The following is a 24,580-nucleotide window of genomic DNA, read 5'->3' on the forward strand; positions in this document are numbered from 1 at the left end:
TGGCCTGTCATCTCGCAAATGAGAACCGACTCCGGGCATAATGGTCGATTGTGTACACGACGGTGACCGACTGAGCTTTTACTTCAAATTCGGTCACTATCAATGGGCAAAATCGTCCGCTGGTGTTCCGTCACCAGCAATAGATGACTAACAGATACGGAGATAGACTAGTGGCCAGTAATGAGCAAAGGCGCAAAGATGCGATGCGGACGCTCGAGCGCGAACTTAAGCGCCGTGCACGTGCCGAGAAGCTGAAGCCACTGGGTGTTGTCGTAACCACCTTGGCTATCCTGCTCTTTATCGGTGGCGGAATCTACCTGCTGACCACGGCTGGCGGCGCTGACGACAATGAGGCCGCTGATGAATCCACGACTCCCGTCGAACCTGCAGCTCTGACAGCTACTCCCGTCAGCGGTGAAAAGGTTCCGATGAAGCGCTCTTCCCCGCTTCCGGAAACCGTGACCTGTGACTACCCGGATGATGGCGAGGCATCGAAGGACATCGATAAGCCAGCTACCGACAACGTTCCCGCCACTGGCACGGTAACCATCACTCTGAAGACTAACCAGGGCGACATTCCGATGGAGTTGGACCGCGCTATTTCACCTTGCGGTGTCAATGCGATTGAGCACATGGCCAAGTCCAACTACTTCAACGACACCGTGTGCCACCGTATCACCGGTGGTGGCCTGAATGTTCTGCAGTGTGGTGACCCGACTGGTACCGGTACCGGCGGCCCGGGCTTCAAGTTCGCTGGCGAGTGGCCGGTCAAGGATTCTGGTCTGGATCAGAACACCCCGTTGGTGTACCCGAAGGGCTCTATCGCCATGGCAAACCCGAGCGACCCGGATGCCAACGGCAGCCAGTTCTTCCTCAACTGGGCAGATTCTCAGCTGCCACCGCAGTACACCGTGCTTGGCTCCATGACTGACGAGGGCACCAAGACGGTTGCGGACATTGCGAAGAATGGTATCGAGGGTGGCGGTACCTCTGACGGTAAGCCAGCTAAGGAAGTCCGTATTGAGAAGGCGGAAGTCAAGTAGTTGACTCAACTAACTGATTGAGAAATTCATCAAAAACAGGGCCAAGGTGTTTCACCTTGGCCCTGTTTTAATACCGACGCGGCCTCAATCTTTATTCACATATCGATGCGCTGATAAACCGGCTACTGACCAGAAGTAATGCGGTAAACATCGAAGACTCCCTCGACACCGCGCAAAATGTTGATGATATAGCCCATCTGCTTCGTGTCCGAGACTTCGAAGCTGAAGCGCATCACAGCTACGCGGTCATCGGAAGTATGAGAGGACGTCGACAGGATTGAGACCTTCTGATCGGAGAACACACGAGTAATCTCCGAGAGCAACCCGTGGCGGTCGAGCGCTTCGATTTGCACCGTGACCATGAACACTGCGCCGGAGGAATCTGTCGCCCAGGAAACCTCGATAATGCGCTCGGGCTCCTGGTGCAGCTTTTCCGCATTAGTGCAGTCCGTACGGTGCACGCTGACCCCGCCGCCGCGGGTGACGAAGCCAAAGATGGCATCGCCAGGCACAGGCGTACAGCATTTGGCCAGCTTAGCGGCCATATCCGCGCTTCCTTCTACTAACACACCCGTACTGTCAGCGCGGCGTGGCGTGTTGTGCACGTTCATCTTTGAAATTGGTGTGCGGGAGACCAGCTGCTCTTCGGCATCGTCTGTGCTCGAGAACTGCGCCATTAGGCGGTGAGTCACATGCTGCGCCGAAACCTGCCCCTTACCGATAGCGGTATAGAGTGCGTCGACGTCCGCATAGTGCAGCTCGGAGGCAATCTGCTTGATGGATGCCGGAGTGAACAGTCGGTGCATCGGCAAACCACCGCGCTGCACCTCCGCAGCCAGCGCGTCACGTCCGGCATCGAGTGCCTCCTCGCGGCGCTCCTTGGCGAACCACTGACGGATCTTAGCCCGCGCACGTGGTGTTTTAACGAACTTCTCCCAGTCCTTGGACGGACCAGAATGGGCATCTTTGGACGTGAAAATCTCGACGCGGTCACCGGTTTTTAGCGGTGATTCCAACGCCACCAACTTGCCGTTGACCTTGGCACCAATGCAGCGGTGGCCAACCTCAGTGTGAACCGCGTAGGCAAAGTCGACCGGCGTGGAGTCCGCGGGCAAAGTGATGACATCACCCTTCGGCGTGAACGCAAAAATTTCAGTGACTGAGAGATCATAGCGCAGCGAGTCCAGGAACTCGTTAGGATCTGCGGCCTCGCGCTGCCAATCCAGCAGCTGACGCATCCACGCCATCTGATCGACTTCGGCGGAATCTCCCTTATGAGAGCCTTTTGTTTCCTTGTAGCGCCAGTGTGCGGCAATGCCGTACTCAGCGTTGTAGTGCATCTCATGGGTGCGAATCTGCACTTCTAGCGGGGCCCCACCTGGACCAATGACCGTTGTGTGCAACGACTGGTAAACCCCGAAGCGCGGCGCGGAAATATAGTCCTTGAATCGCCCCGGCATGGGTTTGAACAGCGAGTGGACGGCGCCCATGGCGGCGTAGCAGTCCTTGGTCGTGTCCACCAGAACTCGAAGTCCGACCAGGTCAAAAATCTCGTCGAACTCGTGGCCCCGGACAATCATCTTTTGATAAATCGACCAGTAGTGCTTCGGCCTGCCCTGTACCTCAGCAGCAATGTGAGACTCCTTCAGATCCTTCTGAATCATCTCGGAGACTTCCTGGATGTACCGGTCCCGCTGCGGCGCTCGGTCTGCGACCAAACGCACAATCTCGTCGTACTTCTTCGGGTACAAAATGGCAAAGGAGAGATCTTCCAACTCCCACTTCACGCTGGCCATTCCCAAACGATGCGCCAGGGGTGCAATCACCTCGAGGGTCTCGCGGGCCTTCTTAGCCTGCTTTTCCGGCGGCAGGAAACGCATTGTGCGCATGTTATGCAGCCGGTCGGCCACCTTGATAACCAGCACGCGCGGGTCCTGGCTCATGGCGATAATCATCTTTCGCACGGTCTCTGCCTCGGCGGCGGAGCCCAACGCAACCTTGTCCAATTTGGTCACGCCGTCGACTAGTCGCGCGACCTCTGGGCCGAAGTCCCGCTCCAGGTCCTCCAGCGTGTAATCGGTGTCCTCGACCGTGTCATGCAGCAGCGCCGCCACCAGCGTGGTGGTATCCATACCAATCTCGGCGGCAATAGTGGCGACTGCAAGCGGGTGAGTGATGTATGGCTCGCCGGATTTCCGGTACACGCCGTCGTGAAGGCGCTCGGCGGTATCGTAGGCACGCTGAAGCACAGCTAAATCCGCGCGCGGATGCACCTGCCGATGCACCGCGACAAGGGGATCTAGCACCGGGCGGGTCTTCGTTCTGTTTCCGGTAAGGCTTCGCGCTAGGCGAGCACCATAACGGCGTGCGGGCCCTTCAGCCATGGCTCATTCACCCCTTATTAACCACGTACAGAGGCAGATCAGCAAGCTTCTCCCGAGCGCCCAGGCCTTCAACCTCCAGCACGGTGCACAGCCCGGTCACCTCGACACCGGCTGTCTCTAGCAGGGCGCGAGCTGCACACAGGGTGCCACCAGTTGCCAACACATCGTCGACAAGTACGGCCTTCTTGCCCTTCAGCTCAAACCCACTAGCCGGAATCTCAAGCGCGGCCGTACCGTATTCCAGTTCATAGGTCTCCGTCAGCACAGGTGGTGGGAGCTTGCCCTTCTTACGAATAGCGAGCACTCCCAGTCCGAGCTTGTATGCCACCGCAGAACCCAGCAGGAATCCACGCGCATCGAGGCTGCCGATAATATCGGCCCCGAACTCTTCCACCTTGGCGGAAATCTCGTCCACAAGCAGGGCGAACGTCGTGGCGTCGGCAAGCGCCGGCGTCAGGTCCTCGAACAGTACGCCCTCAACTGGAAAATCGGGCACAAACCGAATCTGATCAGCTAATGCCTCACGCGCGTGTGCATACGACACAGGTTTAAGCTCCTTTTCGGCAAAAAGAAAAAGTGCGGGTACCTGTCAACGATACCCGCACAATGCGCTTTTAAAGTAGTTTCACCCGAACCACTGGGAGGCGCTACCTCCTACTGCCCCGGACGCCAGGACAGCGGCTTGTTTTCATCGCCCTCAAGCTTCGGAGTCTTCACCGTTCGTTTCGGCGTCGACTGTTCCATTTCGCTTGTCGACGCGTCTTCCGCGCCCGTGCCCTCCGCGGCATCGGCGGCAGCCGACTCAGTGTTCGAGTCTTCCCCAGCAGATACCTTTGTGCGAGCGGCCAGCACCGCTTCATCATGCTTGCGGTATTCACGCTGACGCGACTTGAGCGTTACCAACAGCGGCGAAGCCAGGAAAATCGAGGAGAACGTGCCCTGAATAATGCCGATGAGCTGGACCAGCGCCAAATCCTTCAGCGTACCGACACCCAGCATGCCCACGGCGATAATCATCAGTGCCAGGATTGGCAGCAGCGTCGACACTGTGGTGTTGATAGAACGCATGATGGTTTGGTTGACAGCCAGATTCACCAGCTCGGCGTAACTTCTACGTGTCGATGAACGATAGCCTGCCGTATTCTCGTCGACTTTGTCGAAGACCACGACGGTGTCGTACAGCGAGAACGACAGCACGGTCAGGAGACCGATAATGGTGGCCGGGGTGACATCAAGGCCGATCAGCGCGTAGATGCCCATAATCACGATTGCGTCCACGGCCAGGGCGAGGATGGCAGAAATGGCCATGTCACGCTCGAAGCGGATAGTGATGTAGGCGAATACCAAGCCCAAGAACACTACTGCAGCCAGCAGCATGCGGTTGGTAATCGACGAGCCCCACGACTCCGAAACGGTCGAGTCACCAATCGCATCCGGGGTCTGCTCCCCCTGTGCGTCGACGGGTTTGAATGCGTCGTTCAGTGCGACGCGAGCACTATTAATCTCGTCCTGAGTCAGCTTCTCTGAGGTGATTTCCAGAATGCGGCCTTCGCCAGAACCGATGATCTGCACCAACTCCGGCTTGACGCCGGTGGCGTCGGTGAAGACCTCCTCAGCCTGTTCAGTCGTCACTGACGCAGGCGGCATAGTCATCTTGGTGCCGCCCTCGAAATCGATACCGAAGCTGAACCCTCGAATCAGCATCGATGCTACAGCAACGACAATGACGGCAATCGCAATCTGGTACCAGCGCTTCCGCTTACCGACGATGTTGATTCCACCCTCGCCGGTGTAGAGGCGGCGGAAGAATGAGTCCTCGTTAGCCGCGTCATTTTCGCTAGTCAGCGCCGGATTCGTCTGAGTAGTATTCATGGATTCCTACTTCCCCTCATTCGCGCCGGAGTCAGCCGAACCGGTGTCGGCAACTGCACTGGCGGCTGCATTGGAGGTGACAGCCTTTTTACCGGTAGCTACGGACTTGTTCCTGTTAGCGACCTCCATGACTGAACCAAAGCCGTTCATGGATGGTTTGGACAGTGCCGGCCACTTGCGAGTAGCCAGAATGACCAGTGGCGCAGTCACCAGGAAGGCGGTCACAATATCGAATGCCGTGGAAAGACCAAGCGTGAATGCGAAACCACGCACATCGCCAACAGCCAGGATGTAGAGGACCACAGCCGCAATGATGGACACAAAGTTACCCGACAGGATCGTACGCCGTGCTCGTCGCCAAGCATGCGGTACCGCAGAGCGGAATGTCCTACCCGCACGAATCTCATCCTTAATGCGTTCGAAGAAGACGATAAAGGAGTCAGCTGTCACGCCGATGGAAATGATGATACCGGCGATACCAGCGAGATCGAGTGAGTAGCCAATCCAGCGACCGAGCAGCACGAGTACGCCGTAGACCATCGCACCAGCTGCTGCCAGTGAAACCAGCGAGATGGCTCCGAGGCCTCGGTAAAGAACGATTGCGTAGACGACAATCAGAGCAATACCGATAATGCCGGCAAGCAGACCGGCCTCCAGGGAGGCCGACCCCAGCATGGCTGGAATGGTCGTAGTGGTACCGCCCGGCTCGCCGTCCTCACCTGCGAAGGACAGTGGCAGTGCGCCGTAACGCAAGTTATTCGCCAGCGCCTGTGCCTCATCGATAGTGAAATCACCCGTGATTCGAGTAGCTGAACCGACCGGGGTTGCCTCCTGAATCACCGGCGCGGAAATAACCTTCGAGTCCAACACGATGGCGACCTGCTGCTGCAGGTAGTCATTGGTCAGCTTGGTCCAGGTACGAGCGCCGGTGTCGTTCTTACCGGACTTGAAGCTAAAGGAGACCTGAATTTGACCAGACTGCTGATCGTAGCCACCGCTAATCGGTGCATTGGTGTCGATAGCATCACCGGACAGACGCTGGCCTCTGACCTCGTCGTCTTGCCCAATCAACAGAGGAGCCTTGCCCAGGAAGATTGCCTTACCGCCTTCTGGCGCACAGGTCACCAGCGGCTTGGCCGGGTCATCGGCACCCTGTAGCGGATCAACTGCATCGCGGTTATCGCAGGTCATTAGCGCAGCGGCTGCAAACTGTGTCGTTGGATCGTCGGACTGACGAGTCGCCAACAGCACGTCACGAACCTTCGTACGCAGCTCTGCCGCTTCAATCGAGTTCGCCGGCTTTGCCGGAGCCGTTGCGTCCAGCTTCGGGGCCTCGCCCAGCGACTTGGACAGTTCCTCCGGGACCGGCTGGTCCGGGTTCTGTGACTTGAAGGCATCAATTGCACGCTTCTGCGTCTCGTTCATGTCCTTGTACAGGCCATCGACGCGCTTGGTGGCGTCCTCCTTCGACAGGACACCGACCGAAACCCAGTCCTCTGCGGTCTTTTTGACTACTTCACCAAAGGCAGCTTCATCAGGGCCCTGCGTGGGCTGCTCTACCGGACGGAAAAACAGCTGCGAAGTCTGTCCGAGGGAACGTGCCTCCTGGGAGTCTTCACCCGGCACGGTGATGACCAGGGTGTCACCGTCAGTGACAACTTGAGCGCCGCTGACACCCATGCCGTTTACGCGGTTCTCCAGAATCTTGCGAGCCTGGTCGAGCTGATCGCGGGTCGGCTTTTCGCCCTGCGGCACCAGGGTTACTCGGGTACCGCCCTGCAAATCGATACCCAACTTTGGCTTGGCCGATCCGCCGCCGGTGAAAAAGACGAGTGCGTACGTAAGGATAAGGAAGCTGACAAACAGCGCCAACAGCCACTGTGGCCAGTTCCTCTTGAATGTATTCGCACCAGATCTGGATTTGCTGTTCAAAGCAAAGTCTCCTGAATCGTGACGTTTAGGTACTTGAACGTTTCGGGTTGAAACGCGTGTCTATAACTCCACCGCGAACTCGCGCAATACCAGGTAGGGGCATTGCGGGCGTCGCCAAGCAAGGCTATAAACACCAACCGCTAGAGGATAACCGATTTAGCGGCCTGCGCCGGTTTTGACTTGTACCTGTTTAGTGAAAATCTTCCCACGCTTGCCGACGGCGAAACCTGGGTCGCGCCCGCTAGCCCCACGGCACACGCTGCAGCCTGGATGCATGCAAACCGGCAGGGCGTGGGCATACAAAAACTGCTACTACTTTTCGGGGGAAGTGGAATCGTCTGGACCCGAGGTATCCGGATTACTCGGGGTATTCGGGTTCTCGACCTGCTCATTGATGTCCGAAGCTGCATTGTCAGCAGGGCCGTGGCCGGTGATTTCTTGGACATCGCCGACGTGGTCATCTGGCGCATCGGAAACACGGCCACGTCGATCACGGTGAGCGTAGCTCGCTCCGGTACCGGTGGTGAGGTTGCGGGCAATGGCACCCTTTTCCCAACGGGTCACGATGCCGTCAGCGATGATTAGGTCGACGGTTGTTTCGGTCGTATCAACGACGACACCATGCATACCGGAACCGGTGATGACCTCCGCGCCCGGGGCCAACTTATCCTGCATGTCCCGGATGGTGCGCACCTGCTTGTTCTGCTTGATAATCTGCCAAATTGGCAGCGCCAGGAACAAGAAAATAAGTAGGAGGAGAATAGTTTGATTCATGTCTGCCGAGTTTAACGAATTGCCAGCTAGCAATTCCACACTGACCCGGGCGGGTCGATGAGAAAGCTATTCTCCAATAGTTCCCTCCGGGGGCTGCAGCCCCAAGTGCCGCCATGCTCGGGCAGTTGCCACGCGCCCGCGCGATGTACGTGCAATCATCCCGGCACGGACCAGGTAGGGCTCGCACACTTCTTCCACAGTCGAGGGCTCCTCACCCACTGCCAGTGCCAGCGAGTTTACCCCCACCGGCCCACCGCCGTGTCCCTTGACCAGGGCTGTCAGCACTGCCCGATCCAGACGGTCGAGCCCCAGCTCGTCGACATCGAAGACAATCAATGCCGCCTTGGCCGCACCAAGATCAATAACGCCACCAGAGTGAACATCCGCGAAATCGCGGACGCGGCGCAGCAGACGGTTGGCAATTCGCGGTGTACCGCGCGAACGCGACGCAATCTCCACTGCAGCCTCCGGGCTGATGTCTACCCCGAGGATCCCAGCGGCACGGGTAACCACCTTGGTCAGATCTTCGACCTCATAGAACTCCATCTGCGCAGTAAAACCAAAGCGGTCACGCAGTGGGCCAGTCAGCATACCCGAGCGCGTCGTTGCGCCTACCAGCGTAAAAGGTGGAATCTCGAGTGGAATTGACGTAGCTCCAGGCCCCTTGCCCACGATGACATCAATACGGAAATCTTCCATTGCCATGTAGAGCATTTCCTCCACGGGCCTGGCAATGCGGTGGATCTCGTCAATGAAGAGTACATCGCCCTCGAGCAGGTTCGACAGCATTGCTGCCAAATCGCCAGCGCGAATAAGCGCCGGACCGGACGTCATTCGCAGGGAGGACCCCATCTCCTGCGCAATAATCATGGCCATGGTGGTCTTACCCAGGCCGGGAGGTCCCGACAGCAGAATGTGATCCGGAGTCACATTTCGACCCCGTGCCCCGGAAAGCACCAAATCCAGCTGTTCGCGGACCTTGGGTTGGCCGATAAACTCCCCTAACGACTTTGGTCGCAGGTTCGATTCCGCATCGACTTCCTCGACCTGAGCGCGGGCATCGACATCACGTTGTGCACCATTTCCCCCACCGCCAAAATGGTCGTTGGCTGCCCCACCTAAAGAGTCCCTGAAGGGATTGCCCGACACGTTAAACTCCGTGCGCTCTATATCGCTCATAGTCCCCTCATCCTAGTGCACTGCCAATTTTCATCATCAATGTAGCTGCAGGTCCTCGACCTGGATTTACTTCTCGCCCAATGTCTTTAGCGCCGCCTTCAGCGCCATCGATGTATCCAAGGTCGGATCAATCCGAACAACGGTTTCCGCTGCCTCATTCGCATCAGCTTCCGGGAACCCAAGCCCGACCAAAGCACCAACGACCTGGTCCAGATCTGCCTTCAAAACAATGCCAGGCGCTGCTCCGCTTGCAGCTTCCTCCGGCTGGGATACCGCCCTATCCGCGAAAACCTCGACCTTATCCTTCAACTCAACCAACAGGCGCTCCGCCAATCGCTTGCCGACGCCGTTAGCTACTTGCAAGGCCTTCGCATTCTTTGAGGCAACCGCATTGGCAATCTCGGCCGGCGACAGTACCGAAAGAACTGACATCGCCACCTTTGGCCCCACTGTCGAGACAGTGCGCAAGAGCGCAAACATCTCACGTTCCTGCGAGTCGGCAAAACCAAAGAGCGTAATCGCATCTTCACGAACCGCCATTGTGGTCAACATGAAAGTCTGCTCATGCCTCACCAACTGGGAAGCTAGCCTGCCTGTAATGGTGACCAAATGCCCGACACCACCGCACTCGATAACGCAATAGTCCGCACCGAGGTCGATAACTTCACCGCGAAGAGATGCAATCACTTCTCACAATTCCTTTCACTACGGCTTCCCTAAAGACACCGCGATAAACGCCGAACTCACAAGTGTTCTCTAGCAAGCTCCCCTACCGCGAGCGATTCTCACGGCGAGAAAGCTCCAATTCCCGCTCCTCGTACTGCTTCGCAAGCGCAGCCAAAGTGTCGCGCTGGCGTTGCAGAACCGGACCACGCCAACAGTGGCAGATAGCGATGGCCAAAGCATCCGCTGCATCTGCAGGTTTTGGCGGAGTTTCCAACCCGAGGATTCTCGTCACCATCATGGTCATCTGCTTCTTATCAGCTCGACCGTTGCCGGTGAGCGCCTTCTTTACCTCCGATGGCGTGTACATATGCACTTCCAAGCCGCGTCTCGCCGCAGCGAGGACAAGGACGCCAACCGCGTGCGCCGTCTGCATCACAGTGGACACGTTGCCGCGCTCGAATACCCGTTCCATCGCAACCACGTCCGGCTCGTACTCATCCATCCACTGCTCCACGGCATTGGAAAGCCGTAAAAGACGATCCTCCAACGATGCCGTGGTTGGTGTGCGGGCGACCCCCACAGCAATGGGAATGACTTTCCTGCCCTGAGCGCCTTCCGCAATGGAGAGACCACAACGAGTAAGGCCAGGGTCGATGCCCATCACCCGCAGAGATCCAGCTCGATAATTCACTCCTCCACTAATACCATATTTCGAACAGCTGTTTGTATCGTAGCTAGAAGGAGTACCAACCGTTGGTTCTGATACGTTTAACACCATGAATTCACCGAAGAAGCTCTACGGCATTCTCGCTGCAGCTGAAATGGTCACGTGGGCTCTGCTGCTTTTAGGCCTGGCGCTGAAGTACCTGCTCAAAGTCACGGACGTCGCCACCACTATCTTCGGCAGCATCCACGGCTTTACGTTCCTGTGCTACGTAGTCACCACCATCATGGTGTGGATTAACCAGCAGTGGAGCTTTGGCCGCGGTGTCATCGGCCTCGCCTCTTCTATCATTCCATTCGCAACCTATCCGTTTGAACGAAACACCCTGAAGGCAGGCCTTCTGGATCGGCCCTGGCGCTTTACCGACGAAGCCGAGGAGCCACAGGGCATATTCGAGTGGGCACTCGCCATGATTATTCGTCGCCCCTTTATCTCGGCGTTCGTCATCTTGATTGTTCTCGCGGTGGTCTTCACACTGTTGCTGATGGCCGGACCTCCTACTCAGTGGTTCTCCTAGGCCGCCCATCAAAACCAATCCCCATCGGACTGCTTTCCGATGGGGACTTTCTGTTGACACCAGCTCGCCGAGCAATTCAGCGCTGCGGACTGCCCTACCACGGGAACCCTTTAACGCCGAGAAGCCAGTCAGCAGAACCGTCGACAAGAAAACGCCTAGTCGTCGAGTTCGGCGATGACCGCGTCGCTGATGTCGGCGTTCGAGTAGACGTTCTGCACGTCGTCGGACTCTTCGAGAGCGTCAATCAGACGGAAGAGCTTGCGTGCGCCGTCAGCATCGAGAGCGACTGTGGTAGAAGCGCGGTAGTCCTGATCTGCGGAGTCGTACTCCATTTCGGCATCGACAAGAGCGGTGCGGACATTCATCAGATCGGTAAAGGCGGAGACAACCTCGAACTTTTCACCCAGGTCGTTGACTTCCTCTGCACCGGCATCGAGAACCGCCATGAGCAGGTCATCCTCGGTCAGCTCGCCCTTCGGCAACTCGACGACACCCTTCTTTTCGAAGAGGTACGCCACGGCGCCGTTGTCCGCCATGTTGCCGTTGTTCTTGTTGAACGCCGAGCGCACATCGGAAGCAGCACGGTTACGGTTATCCGTCAGGCACTCCACAATCAAAGCGACGCCACCAGGTGCATAGCCTTCGTAGACAATGGTCTCCCAGTCAGCACCGCCGGACTCCTCGCCGGAACCACGCTTGCGGGCACGCTCAATGTTGTCGTTGGGAACCGAGGCCTTCTTGGCCTTCTTAATCATGTCATCGAGGGTGGGGTTACCAGCAGGATCACCGCCGCCGGTACGAGCCGCGACCTCGATGTTCTTGATCATCTTTGCCCACTCTTTGGCGCGCTTGGCGTCATTAGCAGCCTTCTTGTGCTTTGTGGTTGCCCATTTTGAATGACCCGCCATGTGCTAGTTCCTACCAATCCTCTCGTCAATACCCATGTAGATGGGAATTCGTCAGGTGTTCATTATACAAACCGGGGATTTAATTGCCGACAAGCTCTCGCAAAAAGAACTCGTGGAGCCGCGTCTCCCCCGTCGACTCCGGGTGAAAGCTGGTGGCCATCGCAGACCCCTGCCGTACTCCGACCACTGTACCTGCGGTCTCTCCAGCCGATTCTGGCACCCGCGCTAGCACCTCAACATCATCACCGACACGCTCGACCCACGGAGCACGAATAAAGGCGGCGTGCACAGGCGGCTGGTCACCGCCAATCGCCAGCTGCGGAATATCCAAGTCAGTTTCGAAGGAATCCACTTGCCGGCCAAATGCGTTACGACGGACGGTGATGTCAATCGCTCCCAGGCTAACGGCATCCGGACGGGTATCGAGCACTTCGTCGGCCAGCAAAATCATGCCTGCGCAGGTGCCGTATGCCGGAAGGCCACCGCGGAGGGCTTCCCGCAGCGGATCTTCAAGCTCATTGAAGACCATCAACTTGCTCATGGTCGTTGATTCGCCGCCGGGCAAAATTAACCCGCTAAGCCCTTCCAAGTCACGCGGCAAGCGCACCTTTCGGTGCGGGACGCCGAGCTGGTCGAGAACATATCCGTGTTCGGCAACGTTGCCCTGAAGAGCGAGGATCCCGATTGTTTCCTGTGTCATTAATCTAGGTTCTCACTGCGAGCGTCGAAGTTCGTCGCCACTGGCACGGGCTCGACACCCGGGGCCAGGCTTCGGGTCAGCCCTTCCTGCGTGACGACGGCCACGAGCTCGCCCTTTTGGTTAAAGATGCGACCGTGAGTCAGTGCGCGACCAGCGTGCGCCGATGGCGAAATCTGGTCGTAGAGCAGCCATTCATCCGCACGGAACGGACGCATAAACCACATTGCGTGGTCGAGGCTGGCTTCCTGGACCTCAACGCCTGGATGCGGAACGAGTGCCGATGACAGCAACGTCATATCCGACATGTACGCCAGCGTGCAGACGTGGAAGGTCTCGTTATCCGGCAGGCGATCCTTGCACCGGAACCACACGAGCTGCTGGGACGGGGTGTACTTGTTGTGTTCGAACTGATCATCCGGCACTACCCGGATATCCCAATCCGCCCACTCGCGCATGAGCAGGCGGCGGGTGTTCGTCATCTCAGAGGTGTCTGTGACCACATCTTCAGGATTTGGCACCTTGCGCATCACGTCAGAGTGCTCGAGTCCCTCGTCCCCCTTGCGGTGGAAGCTGACCTGCATGACGAAAATCGTACGGCCATCTTGCACAGCTTCGACGGAGCGGTGGCAGAAAGACCGGCCATCGCGAATACGCTTGACCATGTACACCGTCGGGATATGGGGGCGACCCGGGCCTACAAAGTAGGCGTGGAGGGAGTTCACCGCGAAGGTATTACCCACCGTGCGCGTCGCCGCGACGAGGGACTGGCCGGCAACTTGGCCACCGAAAGTGCGCTGCAGGATTGACTTAATGACTGGGCCACGGAAAATGTCCCGGTCAATCTGTTCCAGATCTAATACCTCGCGGATGTTAGCCATTTTTACCAGCCACGCTCAGCGAGTCGGTGCGGCTGCGGAATCTCGTCGACGTTGATGCCAACCATCGCCTCGCCGAGACCGCGAGAGACATCTGCAATGACCTTCGGGTCATCGTAGTGCTGGGTTGCCTGCACGATAGCCCTGGCGCGCTTCTCCGGATCACCGGATTTGAAAATACCGGAACCAACAAAGACGCCCTCGGCACCGAGCTGCATCATCATTGCAGCGTCAGCTGGAGTCGCAATGCCACCTGCGGTGAACAGCACGACCGGTAGCTTACCGGTCTCAGCGACCTCGCGTACCAGCTCGTACGGCGCCTGCAGCTCCTTGGCAGCAACATAGAGCTCGTCCGGAGCCATGGAACGCAGACGGTTAATTTCAGCGCGGATGGTGCGCATGTGAGTCACAGCGTTGGAGACATCACCGGTACCGGCCTCGCCCTTCGAGCGAATCATGGCAGCACCTTCGTTGATGCGGCGCAGAGCCTCACCCAGGTTGGTCGCACCACAGACGAACGGCACGGTGAAGTCGAACTTGTCGATGTGGTTCGAGTAATCGGCCGGGGTCAGAACCTCGGACTCGTCAATGAAGTCAACACCGAGAGACTGCAGAACCTGTGCCTCAACAAAGTGGCCGATACGGGCCTTGGCCATAACCGGGATGGAGACGGCATTGATAATGCCCTCGATCATGTCCGGGTCGGACATACGCGACACGCCACCCTCTGCGCGAATATCGGCGGGGACGCGCTCCAGCGCCATCACGGCAGTTGCGCCGGCATCCTCAGCGATCTTGGCCTGCTCCGGAGTAACGACGTCCATAATGACGCCGCCCTTCATCATCTCAGCGAAACCGCGCTTCACGCGTGCGGTGCCCTGCCCGGAGTTGTTCTCAACCGTGCTCAACGAACCCTACTTCCCTAATAAAACTGGTGAATGTGACTGTTTGTAGTCGTCTAACACTATAACGCCTGAACTAGACAGTGCTGTTCATTGAGTCAGCAAACACAACGAACTTCCAGCACAACAGCGGTTTTTCCCACAATTAAGCCGTTGTCAGTCCGTCTGCAACATCGAAATATTCCGGTTCAGGTGCAGTGCCCGCCAGCCGCAGCGCGCGCACTAGCGGCCTGGCTCGCAGTGCTTTCGTATCCGTCACCGCATCATTGTAGAAACGGCGGGCGAGCTCGAGCCGCGTGTGTGCGTCAGAAAGCTCAATTGCCATCGTCCGGTCCACAGGTTGCTCCTCATAGAGCGCCACAATTTTCCTAGTCAGTTCGTTTTCCACGTCTGCGCGCTGCCCAGTGTTGTTGGCTCGAAGTGGTGTGGCTTCCACCTTTGTCACTACGCCGGCGAGCTCCGGGTAGGCGGCACGAGCAACTGCGGCCCTTCGCCCCAATGCTGCTTCCAGTGAGGAACGCGCCAAGTCCGTGCGAATGTGCATACGGTTCAAACGCGTCGCTGTCGATGAAGCCACCAAACCGCTAACAAGCACGACAATCAGCGCAATGACCAGGACAACGACCCAGATTGGAACGGTTACGTCCACCGAAAACCCACTTTCACTCCGCTGCTTTTAATCAGTTGCCACGACGGAAATCTCTATGGCGCAATGACGACTTTTTCGCCATCCATGCGCACCGTATCGTACACACGCAAAACGCCATCGGCGACCTGCGACCAGTCATACTCCCAAGCCCGTTTATGCCCGAGTGCGCGAAGCTCCTCCCCCAACTTTGGCTGTCTCAAAAGGCGTACGACTGCATCCGCAAGGTCTGAACAGTTACCGTTTTCAAAGTGGAGCCCGTAATGGCCGTCGTCAAGCACGAGTTTGAACGCATCGATGTCGCTGGAGATCACCGGCGCACCCGCCGCCATCGCCTCTACCAGCACGATGCCGAAACTCTCCCCACCACGCTGCGGGGCAATGTACGCATCCGCATCGGCGAGGATTGACGCCTTAGCGTCCTCCGACAGTCTGCCGACGAAATGCAGGACATCTGCGTTTCTGCCCGCTTTACGACGTGCTGCTGCGACATCACCATCACCAACAACACAGACCTCAAGCTGTGGAATCTCCGCACATATTGCCGGCAACGCGTCGAGCAGAACGTCAAAGCCCTTGCGGGATTCGTCGAAGCGTCCGAGGAACACAAGCCGATAGAACCCCTCACGCCGCGGCGGGATCTCGGGCAACGATGAGGCGGCCGGACAGGACTCGAAATCTCCAACACGGACACCGTTGGGAATGAGAACCGGGTCACCGCCGAGTTGCTCAACCTGCCAGCGACGAGCCACTTCGGAGACAGCGATACCTCCCCGAATGCGTTCAAGGTATTTCCGCAAAAATGGCGTGGCCAACTTCAATGCCAGGGAGTCCGTCGCCGCAGAGTGATAGGTCGCGACAATTGGACCGACCGAGTTCACTAAGGACAGCATTGAAAAACTGGGCGAATTCGGCTCATGGATATGAAGGATGTCAAAGCTACCCTCCTCAATCCACGTGCGGACTCGACGGCTGGTGCGGGGACCAAAAGACAGCCGCGCGACCGAGCCGTTGTATGGAATCGGGATGGCGGCACCACCTCGAACAACGAAATCCGGCACGTCCGCCTGCGCGCTAGCTGGGCCGATAAGACTGACCTCGTGGCCGCGACGGATGAACTCCTCACACAAGTCAATCGCGTGAGCTTGAACACCGCCTGGGACATCGAACGAGTACGGGCACACCATTCCGATTCGCACGGCTACTTTGACCTCTTCTTATCCGCTGGCCACAGTGGCTGCATCATGTGCCAATCCGCTGGATGCTGGGCAATATCAGATTCAAAAACAGTAGCGATGTCCTGGACAATGTCAGCTAGATTGCGCCCCTCAGTCGGCACGAATGGATGCGCTACAAAACGCCAGCCATCGCGCGTGTAGGACAGGCCCGCGGGCATAAGCCGAGCGCCAGTATCCAGTGCCAGCTTTGCTGCACCGACCGGCATGGTAGTCTGCTCGCCGAAAAAAGTGACCGGGACCCCGTGGCCGCCGAAGTCACGATCAGACAGCAGGCACACAACGCCACCGTCTTCCAATCGCTTCTGCAGTTCCGGCATCGCGGGTTTTCCACCGGTAAGCGGGAGAATACGGAATCCGAGGGATTCGCGGTACCCCACGAAAGCGTCGTAAAGCACCTCTGGCTTCAGCCGTTCCGCCACGGTACTGAACCGGCCATGCCGGGAAACGAGCCACATACCTGCCATATCCCAATTACCAGAATGCGGCAGTGGGATGACGATGGAATCTCCTGCCTCGAGGGCCTCAGCAACTCGTTCGAGCCCATCGCTGGTGGACTCGACCGTGTCTGCCAACTCGGGCGACGCGATGGAGGGCAACCGGAATGCCTCCACCCAATAACGTAGATAGGAGCGCATGGAAGCCCGAATAAGACCTTGCGGCACTTCCTCAGGTGGACAGCCCATAACGCGAGCCAAGTTCTTGCGAAGCTGGCGGGTAGTCGCGGGATTTGCTGCTACACGATCGGCGGCTATGTTGCCGATACGGTAGGCCACGCTTTCCGGCAGCAGACCAAAAATCTTCCACCCGGCCATATAGCCGAGCGCAACGAAATCATCTTTAGAGCGAGGCAGGAAGAAACTAGTCATTGTATCCTCCTTTAGTTGTTGGAATCAGCCGAACCCGTGGACTTCGGAGCAGAGTCGGGGTTAATAGATGAACTATCAGCTGCGCCTTCTGGCGGGGCGATGGGATCCAACGCTCCTGGCTGCTTAGCCACCATGTACAAGCGCTGGACGACGGTGAATACCGACCCAATCGCCAGGAGCCACATCGCGACGTAGAGGGCATAGTCCACGCCAAGCCCCTGGAGCCCAATGCCGATTAGGCCGATAATCAGGCGCTCCGCACGTTCGACGAGACCACCGTTGACCTTAAGGGCGCTGGCCTCTGCCCGAGCCTTAACGTAGGAAATGACCTGGGAAGACCCCATGGTAATCAGTGTCAGAATAAGCAGCACTGGATCCGCGTCATGGTGATACACCACCCAATACGCTATCGCCCCGAACAGTGCAGCATCAGTAATGCGGTCACAGGAAGCATCGAGCGTCGCTCCGTATTTCGTTCCCTGCCCTCGAAGTCTGGCCATCGTGCCATCGAGCAGGTCAAAAGCTGTGAAAATAGCGATTGAAACCGCAGCTGCAAAAAGATGGTTGGTAGGAATCAGGATTACCGCAAGCAGAACGGAAACTGCAGTTCCCACCAGAGTGACCGTGTTCGGGCTAATCCCGACCCGCAAAAGTGCAGCGGCTACCGGTTCAACTACTGGGCGGATTGGAGCCCTGCCACGGACACTCAGCATGCTGCCCCATCCTCCTGATTGAGGGCACGCCAGCCGTCGGCAAGCAATTCGCGCGTCTGACGAAGCGCCTGCGGTAACACCTTGGTGCCGTCAATCACGGTCATGAAATTGCTGTCGCCGGACCAGCGCGGCACAACGTGCATGTGCAGGTGGTCAGCAACCGAACCGCCGGAGGCCTTGCCCAAGTTGAAACCTACGTTGACGGCGTGCGGACGCGAAACCGATTTGAGTGTACGAACCGCATGCTTGGCAAACCGCATCATCTCGGCCGTTTCTTCGTCGGTCAAGTCCTCAAGGTTGGCAACTTCGCGATATGGAACCACCATGAGGTGCCCTGGGTTGTACGGGAACAGATTCAAAACGGCGTACACCCACTCGCCGCGAGCGATAATGAGTGCTTCCTCATCGCTTTGCTTCGGCAAATCAACGAAGGGGTTACGGGATGGCTTGGAGTTATGCACACCACGCTTGACAATGTAGTCCAGCCGGTACGGTGCCCATAAGCGCGTGAGCCGATCCGGTTCGCCGTAACCGCTGTCGACGTATACGCCATCAGACGATTCCTGCTGGCCGGCATTGCCCTGCTGTTGCGGAGGCAACTCTTCACTTCCCGACTGATTCACTGCCATCCCCTTCGTTGCGTGGCCGGGCCCCATTCGAGCCCCGACCACATATGTTTCTCTGCTGTAGTTTACGACCTCGCGGTCAACTTCTTTGGATTACCACGCGTGGTTCACCAGTTAAAACAACACGGTCGAATTAGAGAGCGTTAGCGACCTCTAGAGAGCAGAGACATTCTCCTTGTTCGGCTGTTCGTTATTCCGCGAAGCAACCCAATCACAGATGATGTCCACAGCCTTCTCAACTGCCACCCCGTTAATCTGGGTGCCATCGAGGAACCGGAAGCTGACGGCACCTGCCTCAATGTCGCGGGCACCAGCCAGAATCATGAACGGAACCTTGGCCTGGGTGTGGTTGCGAATCTTCTTCTGCATGCGGTCATCCGACGTATCCACGTGGACGCGGATGCCACGAGACTTCAGCTGTGCAGCAAAGTCCTCCAGGTGCGGGATACAGTCATCCGCAACCGGGATACCAACAACCTGTTCCGGAGCCAGCCAGGCCGGGAAAGCACCCGCGTAGTGCTCCAATAGGACGCCAAAGAAACGTTCGATGGAGCCGAACAGCGCACGGTGAATCATAATCGGGCGCTTCTTGGTGCCGTCAGGTGCGGTGTACTCGAGCTCGAAGCGCTCCGGCAGGTTGAAGTCGAGCTGAACGGTCGACATCTGCCAGGTACGGCCGATGGCATCGCGGGCTTGGACGGAAATCTTCGGACCATAGAAAGCGGCTCCGCCCGGATCAGGAACGAGCTCGAGGCCAGAAGCATCGGCAACACGCTGGAGAATTGCCGTGGACTTCTCCCAAATTTCATCCGAGCCGACGAACTTCTTTTCGTCCTTCGTAGACAGCTCCAGGTAGAAGTCATCCAGGCCGTAGTCACGAAGAAGCGAAATAATGAAGTCGAGGACGTTAGTGAGCTCTTCTTCCAGCTGATCCTCGGTGCAGTAGATGTGGGCGTCGTCCTGCGTGAAGCCACGGGCTCGGGTCAGACCGTGGATAACACCCGATTTCTCATAGCGGTAGACGGTGCCGAACTCGAACATACGAATCGGAAGTTCACGGTAGCTGCGACCACGCGATGCGAAAATGAGATTGTGCATCGGGCAGTTCATCGGCTTGACGTAGTAGTCCTGCGGAGCCTTGGTGCAGTTGCCGTGTTCGTCATATTCGCCGTCGAGCTGCATTGGCGGGAACATGCCATCCGCGTAGAAGTCCAGGTGACCGGACTTCTTGAACAAGTCGCCCTTGGTTACGTGCGGGGTGTTCACAAAGTCATAGCCCGCTTCGATATGACGGCGACGGGAATGCTGCTCCATCTCGTTGCGGATGATGCCGCCCTTGACATGGAATACCGGGAAACCAGAACCAATCTCATCTGGGAAGCTGAACAGATCCAGCTCGGAGCCCAAGCGGCGGTGATCGCGCTTCTCAGCCTCGAGCATGCGGTCAAGGTACTCGTCTAGCGCTTCCTTGGACTCCCACGCAGTGCCGTAAACACGCTGCAAGTTATCGCGAGACTGGTCACCCCGCCAGTACGCAGCGGAAGAACGGGTGATCTTAAAAGCAGGGATGTAGCGGGTGGTCGGCACGTGCGGGCCGCGGCAAAGATCAAACCACTCGGTCTCACCGGTACGCGGATTGATGTTGCGGTAGCCGGTCAAGGTCATGCCTGCACCACCGACGTCGACATTGGCCTCATCATCTTCGGACACCTTGCCGGCCGACTTTTCAACAATCAGCTCGAGCTTGTACGGCTCGTCGGCAAGCGCTTCCTGCGCCTCATCAGCAGACTCGAACGCGAAGCGTTCGAACCGCTGGCCAGACTTGATGATCTTCTTCATACGCTTTTCGATGCGCTTGAGATCCTCCGGCGAGAAAGGCTCATCAACACGGAAGTCGTAGTAGAAACCATTGTCGATGGCAGGGCCAATGCCCAGCTTCGTCCCAGGGAACTCCAACTGCACGGCCTGAGCCATCACGTGAGTCGCAGAGTGGCGAATGACATCACGACCGTCCGGAGTATTCGCCGGAACGGGCTCGAAGACGGTTTCCACTTCTGGCTTAAAGGACAAATCCTTCAAATTGCCTTCAGGGTCGCGGACACAAACGATGGCGTCAACGCCCCTGTTCGGGAAACCCAAGTCTCTCATCGCCTCGCCCGCAGAAACTCCTGCGGGCACGGAAAACGGTGCTGGGGTTGCAAATTCTTCTGACACGGCGTGCGTGTACTCCTTTTCAAAGTGTCTTCGAAAATCACATACCTGGTGACCTTCGTCAGTCGTTCACACACTTTACCGCACAGCCAAAACTCAGGCCTCGAAAAGGTCCTGCGCCCAGTACTCCTCCTCAGAAGTTCCTCGCGGCATGACAAACACAGCGGATCCAATGTGGAAAATCCACTGATTGAGACGGTCGTTCTTTGACAGCCGCTCCTGAATCGGATCGAATTGCTCCAACGGGTCCTTCTGGAAACAAATGAATACCAGGCCGGTGTTGGTCTCGAATCGACCATTCGGTTCCGGCGGCAGGTCGTAATTGTAGACCCGTCGAAGAATCCGCTGATTGGGTTTCTCCTTCGGAGGCATTGACAGTGCGACATGGCTGTTCGGATCCGTCAGAGGCAGACCATATTCATCAGTCTTCGCCAGGTCGACGGTCTCAAATTCGTCCTTACCGCCTATTGGCGCGCCGGTACCGATATCTCTGCCCGTAATAACGGAGCGGCTTTCGCGGTCCAAAACGTCCCAGCCTGGAATATCCATTTCGATACGGCGGACAACCATCGCTGTACCGCCCCGCAACCAGTCAGGACCACTATCAATCCAGACCTGCTTGTCGAATTCTTCACGAGTGCGTGGGTTGACCGTACCGTCCTTCTGGCCGAAGAGATTGCGCGGGGTCTCGCCTTCCTGCCTAGAACCATTGGCGTGCTGGAAGCCAACTTGCACCCAATGGACGTCCAAATAAGAGCCCGCATTTCGGATCATCATTCGGGCCGCATGGGAGACCATTACCGGGTCATCCGCACAAATCTGCAGGCACAGGTCTCCACCGTTCCACTCCGGGCGGAGCTCATCGTTAACGTACTTTGGCAGATCCTCCAGCCACTCGGGCTTCTGGTCTTCCCTATCGATGATTGTGAAGAAGTTTTCCCCATATCCAACTGTGATAGTCAGATTGGCCGGGCTCCCCATGAGCTCAGGCTCCAAGTCCGTTCGAGTAGCCTTGCCGGCTGTCATTCGGCGAGCGTCATCGGTCCAGGCACGCATGAGGTTTTGGAGACGATTGCGATTAACCCCCTTCTTTACGTTGAAGGCTATTAGCCATAGATTCGCCTGTGCGGGCGTCGCGATCCCCGCCTGATGAGCCCCATCAAAAGGTACGGTTGCTGTCTGCAAAGGCGGTTTCGGCGGCTCTTCCTGTGGACGTTCCAACCCAATCGCCTGGGCTTCCGGCGCCCCCAGGGCGAGCGCTGAGGCTCCTGCGGCGGTGCCGAGCCCGCCAAGAAAACGCCTTCTGGAAAAGCCTTTGGACATGTTGTGCACTCTTACCTTTCTGATTACTTCAAACTGGAGCCCATGAGGTGGCTGGAAATCCGCCGATTTTTCAATGGCTTCAACGCAACCACTGGCCTATCCAATTCGACCGTATCGAAAACCTTTTTCGGAAAAAGAAAAGCGCCGGAGTTCGTTGCATATGCTGCAATAACCTGCCAACTCCAGCGCTTCTGTCACCATTAGATTCAGTTAATCAATTCCTCGACGTACCTGAGCTCACGCCCGCTTTACGACGAGCCATTGCTTGACCAACTTGTCACAAGAATTAGTGGTGCGAGTGATCCATCTCACCGCCGCCCATATGCTCTGGGTTGTTCAGGTCACCGTCATTACCGTAGTCCTCTTCGCCCGCCGGCTGGACACGAACCTCAACGTCCTGGGTGATGCTAGAGCCGTCGGAAAGCTCAATGACGAGCTTGTACTCAGCTCCCACATCCATAGCTTCATCATTGTCCATAATCATGAAGTGAGTGCTACCCGGTTCGAGAACGAGTTCGCCATTAGCCGGAATCGTCAAACCTTCCGGCACCTCGAACATCTTGCCGTCCTTGGTGTCGTGCTGCTCGAACTTCGTGCCTTCCTTCAGCCCCTCAAGCTTGAAGGAGGAAACCTTGATGTCCCTATCGGTGTTGTTGGTCAGCGTACCGAAGATGGCGGTCATGCCCTTGTCAGCCGGCTTTTCCTTGATGTAGGCATCGGCCAGCTGCACAGCAGCATCGCTCTTCTCCATCTGAGAGGTAGCTTCGGTCGCAGCGGAGGTTGCGGACTCAGTCACTTCAGCAGCAGTGTTATCGTCGGACGAGCATCCTGCCAGAGCAAGGGTCAGGGCTGCGGAACCAGCGATCAGTGCAGTTGCAGTGCGATTGAGCTTCATGTGTCTATTTTGCCTTTCGATTAATAACGATGACGACAGCGGCGATGATGACGATGAGTCCACCACCGAGGCCATAAGCCCATAGCGGTATTGACTTCGTTTCCTCGGCGTGCGCACCGGTCTGACGAGATTCTGCCCCAGCTTCGGCTGCGCCAGCAGCATCCGGATCAGCCACTGAGAAAGTGGTCTTACCCCGAGTGGAGTGGCCATCCGAGGACGTGATCTGGAAACCAATGATGTAGTTACCAGGGCCTGGATTAATATCCTCAGGGATATCCAAAGAGACCTCATTACCTACTACCTCTGGCTCGTGGGAGTACAGGACTTCCTTGGCATCTGCATCACTAATTGCAACGGTGTTGAAATTGTTCTTGGGGTTGCCGGAGAACTTGAGAGAAACGTGGTGCGGAAATTCATCGAGAACCTGCTTGTCGCCTGGATTCGATGACAGGACGGAATCATGAGCACTCGCAGGGGCTGCATTGATAACGGACGCGCCGGCAAAGACTACAAGCGCCGCAGCGGCGGCTACTGCACGCCGGAAACCCGACTTTGAGAACCGAAACGTTTCGCCTGAAGCGACCCGGGGACTCACTAGAACAGTTCAACTCCTTTAAGCGGGACAGTTCGAGAAGAACAGCAGTAGTCTGACCGCTGCCCTTATACCTATTGTCGGATGGTAGTCCAGAAAAGTTCCCGAGAGGGACGAATATAGTTCAGGTCACACAGCAAAACCCCGGCCGCGCCGTTTTTATACGATGCGTCGACCGGGGTTTTAAATGGTAGTCCCAACTGGGTTCGAACCAGCGACCTTTCCGGTGTGAACGGAACGCTCTTCCACTGAGCTATGGGACTCGGACAGAAAAGCATTATGCCTTTGCTGCTCTGCGGAATAAGTTAGCACGCGTTTTGGGAATTTCCCTAATTGAGTTTCTTTGCGTTTGCGATTCCGCAGCTCGAAGATTTCTTACCCCTCCTATGGGATTGCATGCCGCTAGCGACTCGATAGCCGCCCAGGAACAAACCCGCGAAAGTGAATAAATGACATAGTTGCGATTCAGAGGCGTCAAAGATCCGCCTTTAGCCCAATCCCCACAGGCACAATACAGATGCTCACCTGGTAATTTGTAATCAATCCCTCAATCACGCTAAAGTATCTTTCGCACCGCAAGGGAGCAAATGAGATTATCGTTTTCGCCCATCCTTGCAACGCAATGCGGATGTAGCGCAGCTGGTAGCGCATAACCTTGCCAAGGTTAGGGTCGCGGGTTCGAGTCCCGTCATCCGCTCTGGTTTCCCAAGAGGTTGGCCCCTATGGTATAACTTCGAGGCAACCACTGAGGCGGCAGCCTCACGGTGGAATGGCCGAGTGGCGAGGCAACGGCCTGCAAAGCCGTGTACACGGGTTCGATTCCCGTTTCCACCTCAGCAGAGATTCCTTTAGGTTTCGATGTAATGCGCGTTTAGCTCAGCGGGAGAGCGCTTCCCTGACACGGAAGAGGTCACTGGTTCAATCCCAGTATCGCGCACCACGTAAGCCCTCACGGGCGAGCGTATTTGCGGATGTAGCGCAGCTGGTAGCGCAT

General features: G+C 57.1%; 23 protein-coding genes and 4 tRNA genes. 5 read left to right on the forward strand and 22 right to left on the reverse strand.

Going from position 1 to position 24,580, the window contains the following annotated elements; genetic code table 11:
* The first annotated feature begins 203 nt into the window (after positions 1–203).
* Complete coding sequence (locus HMPREF2847_RS09640) at positions 204–1,043, forward strand: peptidylprolyl isomerase (RefSeq protein WP_016422689.1); 840 nt, start codon at positions 204–206, stop codon at positions 1,041–1,043.
* 122 nt (positions 1,044–1,165) lie between these two features.
* Here HMPREF2847_RS09640 and HMPREF2847_RS09645 read toward each other — a convergent pair whose 3' ends face one another.
* The 8 genes from HMPREF2847_RS09645 to ruvC form a co-directional block, all read right to left on the reverse strand.
* Positions 1,166–3,427, reverse strand: coding sequence for a RelA/SpoT family protein (locus HMPREF2847_RS09645; protein WP_070832212.1), 2,262 nt, complete (start codon positions 3,425–3,427; stop codon positions 1,166–1,168).
* 7 nt (positions 3,428–3,434) lie between these two features.
* A complete protein-coding gene (locus tag HMPREF2847_RS09650; protein ID WP_049180985.1) occupies positions 3,435–3,971 on the reverse strand; it encodes an adenine phosphoribosyltransferase in 537 nt (178 codons plus the stop codon).
* Between the two features lie 110 nt (positions 3,972–4,081).
* On the reverse strand, positions 4,082–5,299 hold the full coding sequence (gene secF, locus HMPREF2847_RS09655) for a protein translocase subunit SecF (protein WP_070852279.1): 1,218 nt from the start codon (positions 5,297–5,299) through the stop codon (positions 4,082–4,084).
* Positions 5,300–5,305: 6 nt separating this feature from the next.
* On the reverse strand, positions 5,306–7,231 hold the full coding sequence (gene secD, locus HMPREF2847_RS09660; protein WP_070852280.1) for a protein translocase subunit SecD: 1,926 nt from the start codon (positions 7,229–7,231) through the stop codon (positions 5,306–5,308).
* Between the two features lie 312 nt (positions 7,232–7,543).
* Positions 7,544–8,005 carry a preprotein translocase subunit YajC gene (gene yajC / locus HMPREF2847_RS09665; RefSeq protein WP_070852386.1) on the reverse strand — a complete coding sequence of 154 codons (462 nt, stop codon included), beginning with the start codon at positions 8,003–8,005 and terminating at the stop codon, positions 7,544–7,546.
* 66 nt (positions 8,006–8,071) lie between these two features.
* Complete coding sequence (gene ruvB, locus HMPREF2847_RS09670) at positions 8,072–9,184, reverse strand: Holliday junction branch migration DNA helicase RuvB (RefSeq protein WP_070438353.1); 1,113 nt, start codon at positions 9,182–9,184, stop codon at positions 8,072–8,074.
* A gap of 66 nt (positions 9,185–9,250) precedes the next feature.
* On the reverse strand, positions 9,251–9,871 hold the full coding sequence (ruvA, locus tag HMPREF2847_RS09675; RefSeq protein ID WP_070852281.1) for a Holliday junction branch migration protein RuvA: 621 nt from the start codon (positions 9,869–9,871) through the stop codon (positions 9,251–9,253).
* Between the two features lie 82 nt (positions 9,872–9,953).
* Positions 9,954–10,511: a crossover junction endodeoxyribonuclease RuvC gene (ruvC, locus tag HMPREF2847_RS09680; protein ID WP_070852282.1), complete on the reverse strand. Its 558-nt coding sequence runs from the start codon at positions 10,509–10,511 to the stop codon at positions 9,954–9,956.
* 115 nt (positions 10,512–10,626) lie between these two features.
* Between ruvC and HMPREF2847_RS09685 the strand changes: the two genes are divergently transcribed.
* Positions 10,627–11,091, forward strand: coding sequence for a DUF3817 domain-containing protein (locus HMPREF2847_RS09685; protein WP_070852283.1), 465 nt, complete (start codon positions 10,627–10,629; stop codon positions 11,089–11,091).
* A gap of 155 nt (positions 11,092–11,246) precedes the next feature.
* On the opposite strand, the gene HMPREF2847_RS09690 is transcribed toward HMPREF2847_RS09685, so the two are convergent.
* From HMPREF2847_RS09690 to HMPREF2847_RS09755, 14 genes are all read right to left on the reverse strand, one after another.
* On the reverse strand, positions 11,247–11,999 hold the full coding sequence (locus tag HMPREF2847_RS09690) for a YebC/PmpR family DNA-binding transcriptional regulator (protein ID WP_070852284.1): 753 nt from the start codon (positions 11,997–11,999) through the stop codon (positions 11,247–11,249).
* 79 nt (positions 12,000–12,078) lie between these two features.
* Positions 12,079–12,699, reverse strand: coding sequence for a pyridoxal 5'-phosphate synthase glutaminase subunit PdxT (pdxT, locus tag HMPREF2847_RS09695; protein ID WP_070852285.1), 621 nt, complete (start codon positions 12,697–12,699; stop codon positions 12,079–12,081).
* Positions 12,699–13,577 (reverse strand): acyl-CoA thioesterase, encoded by an 879-nt coding sequence (locus tag HMPREF2847_RS09700; RefSeq protein WP_070601485.1) that lies wholly within the window; start codon positions 13,575–13,577, stop codon positions 12,699–12,701. Before HMPREF2847_RS09700 ends, pdxT begins: the two co-directional genes overlap by 1 nt.
* A gap of 2 nt (positions 13,578–13,579) precedes the next feature.
* Positions 13,580–14,482, reverse strand: coding sequence for a pyridoxal 5'-phosphate synthase lyase subunit PdxS (gene pdxS / locus HMPREF2847_RS09705; protein WP_070852286.1), 903 nt, complete (start codon positions 14,480–14,482; stop codon positions 13,580–13,582).
* Between the two features lie 139 nt (positions 14,483–14,621).
* The gene (locus HMPREF2847_RS09710) at positions 14,622–15,125 is read right to left on the reverse strand and encodes a hypothetical protein (protein ID WP_016422677.1); all 504 of its coding nucleotides are present in this window, start codon (positions 15,123–15,125) and stop codon (positions 14,622–14,624) included.
* A 53-nt stretch (positions 15,126–15,178) separates the two neighbouring features.
* A complete protein-coding gene (locus HMPREF2847_RS09715; protein WP_070852287.1) occupies positions 15,179–16,321 on the reverse strand; it encodes a glycosyltransferase family 4 protein in 1,143 nt (380 codons plus the stop codon).
* Positions 16,322–16,323: 2 nt separating this feature from the next.
* Positions 16,324–17,226 (reverse strand): phosphatidylinositol mannoside acyltransferase, encoded by a 903-nt coding sequence (locus tag HMPREF2847_RS09720; RefSeq protein WP_070852288.1) that lies wholly within the window; start codon positions 17,224–17,226, stop codon positions 16,324–16,326.
* Positions 17,227–17,237: 11 nt separating this feature from the next.
* A complete protein-coding gene (pgsA, locus tag HMPREF2847_RS09725) occupies positions 17,238–17,939 on the reverse strand; it encodes a phosphatidylinositol phosphate synthase (RefSeq protein WP_049173006.1) in 702 nt (233 codons plus the stop codon).
* A complete protein-coding gene (locus HMPREF2847_RS09730; RefSeq protein ID WP_042388668.1) occupies positions 17,933–18,568 on the reverse strand; it encodes an ATP adenylyltransferase in 636 nt (211 codons plus the stop codon). The genes pgsA and HMPREF2847_RS09730 overlap by 7 nt, the downstream gene beginning before the upstream one ends.
* Before the next feature lie 150 nt (positions 18,569–18,718).
* Positions 18,719–20,713: a threonine--tRNA ligase gene (gene thrS, locus HMPREF2847_RS09735; protein WP_222866798.1), complete on the reverse strand. Its 1,995-nt coding sequence runs from the start codon at positions 20,711–20,713 to the stop codon at positions 18,719–18,721.
* Between the two features lie 159 nt (positions 20,714–20,872).
* On the reverse strand, positions 20,873–22,099 hold the full coding sequence (locus HMPREF2847_RS09740; RefSeq protein WP_070852290.1) for a Dyp-type peroxidase: 1,227 nt from the start codon (positions 22,097–22,099) through the stop codon (positions 20,873–20,875).
* A gap of 286 nt (positions 22,100–22,385) precedes the next feature.
* Positions 22,386–22,994: a copper chaperone PCu(A)C gene (locus HMPREF2847_RS09745; protein WP_070852291.1), complete on the reverse strand. Its 609-nt coding sequence runs from the start codon at positions 22,992–22,994 to the stop codon at positions 22,386–22,388.
* A 4-nt stretch (positions 22,995–22,998) separates the two neighbouring features.
* On the reverse strand, positions 22,999–23,589 hold the full coding sequence (locus tag HMPREF2847_RS09750; protein WP_070852292.1) for a copper resistance CopC family protein: 591 nt from the start codon (positions 23,587–23,589) through the stop codon (positions 22,999–23,001).
* 185 nt (positions 23,590–23,774) lie between these two features.
* Positions 23,775–23,849 (reverse strand) — tRNA-Val (locus tag HMPREF2847_RS09755).
* 361 nt (positions 23,850–24,210) lie between these two features.
* Between HMPREF2847_RS09755 and HMPREF2847_RS09760 the strand changes: the two genes are divergently transcribed.
* From HMPREF2847_RS09760 to HMPREF2847_RS09770, 3 genes are all read left to right on the forward strand, one after another.
* A tRNA-Gly gene (locus HMPREF2847_RS09760) sits at positions 24,211–24,283 on the forward strand.
* A 66-nt stretch (positions 24,284–24,349) separates the two neighbouring features.
* Positions 24,350–24,420, forward strand: a tRNA-Cys gene (locus HMPREF2847_RS09765).
* Between the two features lie 31 nt (positions 24,421–24,451).
* Positions 24,452–24,526: transfer RNA gene (locus tag HMPREF2847_RS09770), tRNA-Val, on the forward strand.
* Positions 24,527–24,580 lie beyond the last annotated feature (54 nt).

The sequence above is a fragment of the Corynebacterium sp. HMSC074C03 genome (assembly GCF_001838285.1).
Lineage (GTDB): Bacteria > Actinomycetota > Actinomycetes > Mycobacteriales > Mycobacteriaceae > Corynebacterium > Corynebacterium amycolatum.

Bases quoted from the DNA above. Each gene is read 5' to 3' on its own strand.
- HMPREF2847_RS09740 (WP_070852290.1), bottom strand. From the start codon at position 22,099: ATGTCCAAAGGCTTTTCCAGAAGGCGTTTTCTTGGCGGGCTCGGCACC.
- HMPREF2847_RS09720 (WP_070852288.1), bottom strand. From the start codon at position 17,226: ATGACTAGTTTCTTCCTGCCTCGCTCTAAAGATGATTTCGTTGCGCTC.
- HMPREF2847_RS09700 (WP_070601485.1), bottom strand. From the start codon at position 13,577: ATGGCTAACATCCGCGAGGTATTAGATCTGGAACAGATTGACCGGGAC.
- pgsA (WP_049173006.1), bottom strand. From the start codon at position 17,939: ATGCTGAGTGTCCGTGGCAGGGCTCCAATCCGCCCAGTAGTTGAACCG.
- HMPREF2847_RS09685 (WP_070852283.1), top strand. From the start codon at position 10,627: ATGAATTCACCGAAGAAGCTCTACGGCATTCTCGCTGCAGCTGAAATG.
- thrS (WP_222866798.1), bottom strand. From the start codon at position 20,713: ATGAGAGACTTGGGTTTCCCGAACAGGGGCGTTGACGCCATCGTTTGT.
- HMPREF2847_RS09745 (WP_070852291.1), bottom strand. From the start codon at position 22,994: ATGAAGCTCAATCGCACTGCAACTGCACTGATCGCTGGTTCCGCAGCC.
- ruvC (WP_070852282.1), bottom strand. From the start codon at position 10,511: ATGGGCATCGACCCTGGCCTTACTCGTTGTGGTCTCTCCATTGCGGAA.
- ruvB (WP_070438353.1), bottom strand. From the start codon at position 9,184: ATGAGCGATATAGAGCGCACGGAGTTTAACGTGTCGGGCAATCCCTTC.
- yajC (WP_070852386.1), bottom strand. From the start codon at position 8,005: ATGAATCAAACTATTCTCCTCCTACTTATTTTCTTGTTCCTGGCGCTG.
- HMPREF2847_RS09730 (WP_042388668.1), bottom strand. From the start codon at position 18,568: ATGGCAGTGAATCAGTCGGGAAGTGAAGAGTTGCCTCCGCAACAGCAG.
- HMPREF2847_RS09640 (WP_016422689.1), top strand. From the start codon at position 204: ATGCGGACGCTCGAGCGCGAACTTAAGCGCCGTGCACGTGCCGAGAAG.
- pdxT (WP_070852285.1), bottom strand. From the start codon at position 12,699: ATGACACAGGAAACAATCGGGATCCTCGCTCTTCAGGGCAACGTTGCC.
- HMPREF2847_RS09645 (WP_070832212.1), bottom strand. From the start codon at position 3,427: ATGGCTGAAGGGCCCGCACGCCGTTATGGTGCTCGCCTAGCGCGAAGC.
- secF (WP_070852279.1), bottom strand. From the start codon at position 5,299: ATGAATACTACTCAGACGAATCCGGCGCTGACTAGCGAAAATGACGCG.
- HMPREF2847_RS09690 (WP_070852284.1), bottom strand. From the start codon at position 11,999: ATGGCGGGTCATTCAAAATGGGCAACCACAAAGCACAAGAAGGCTGCT.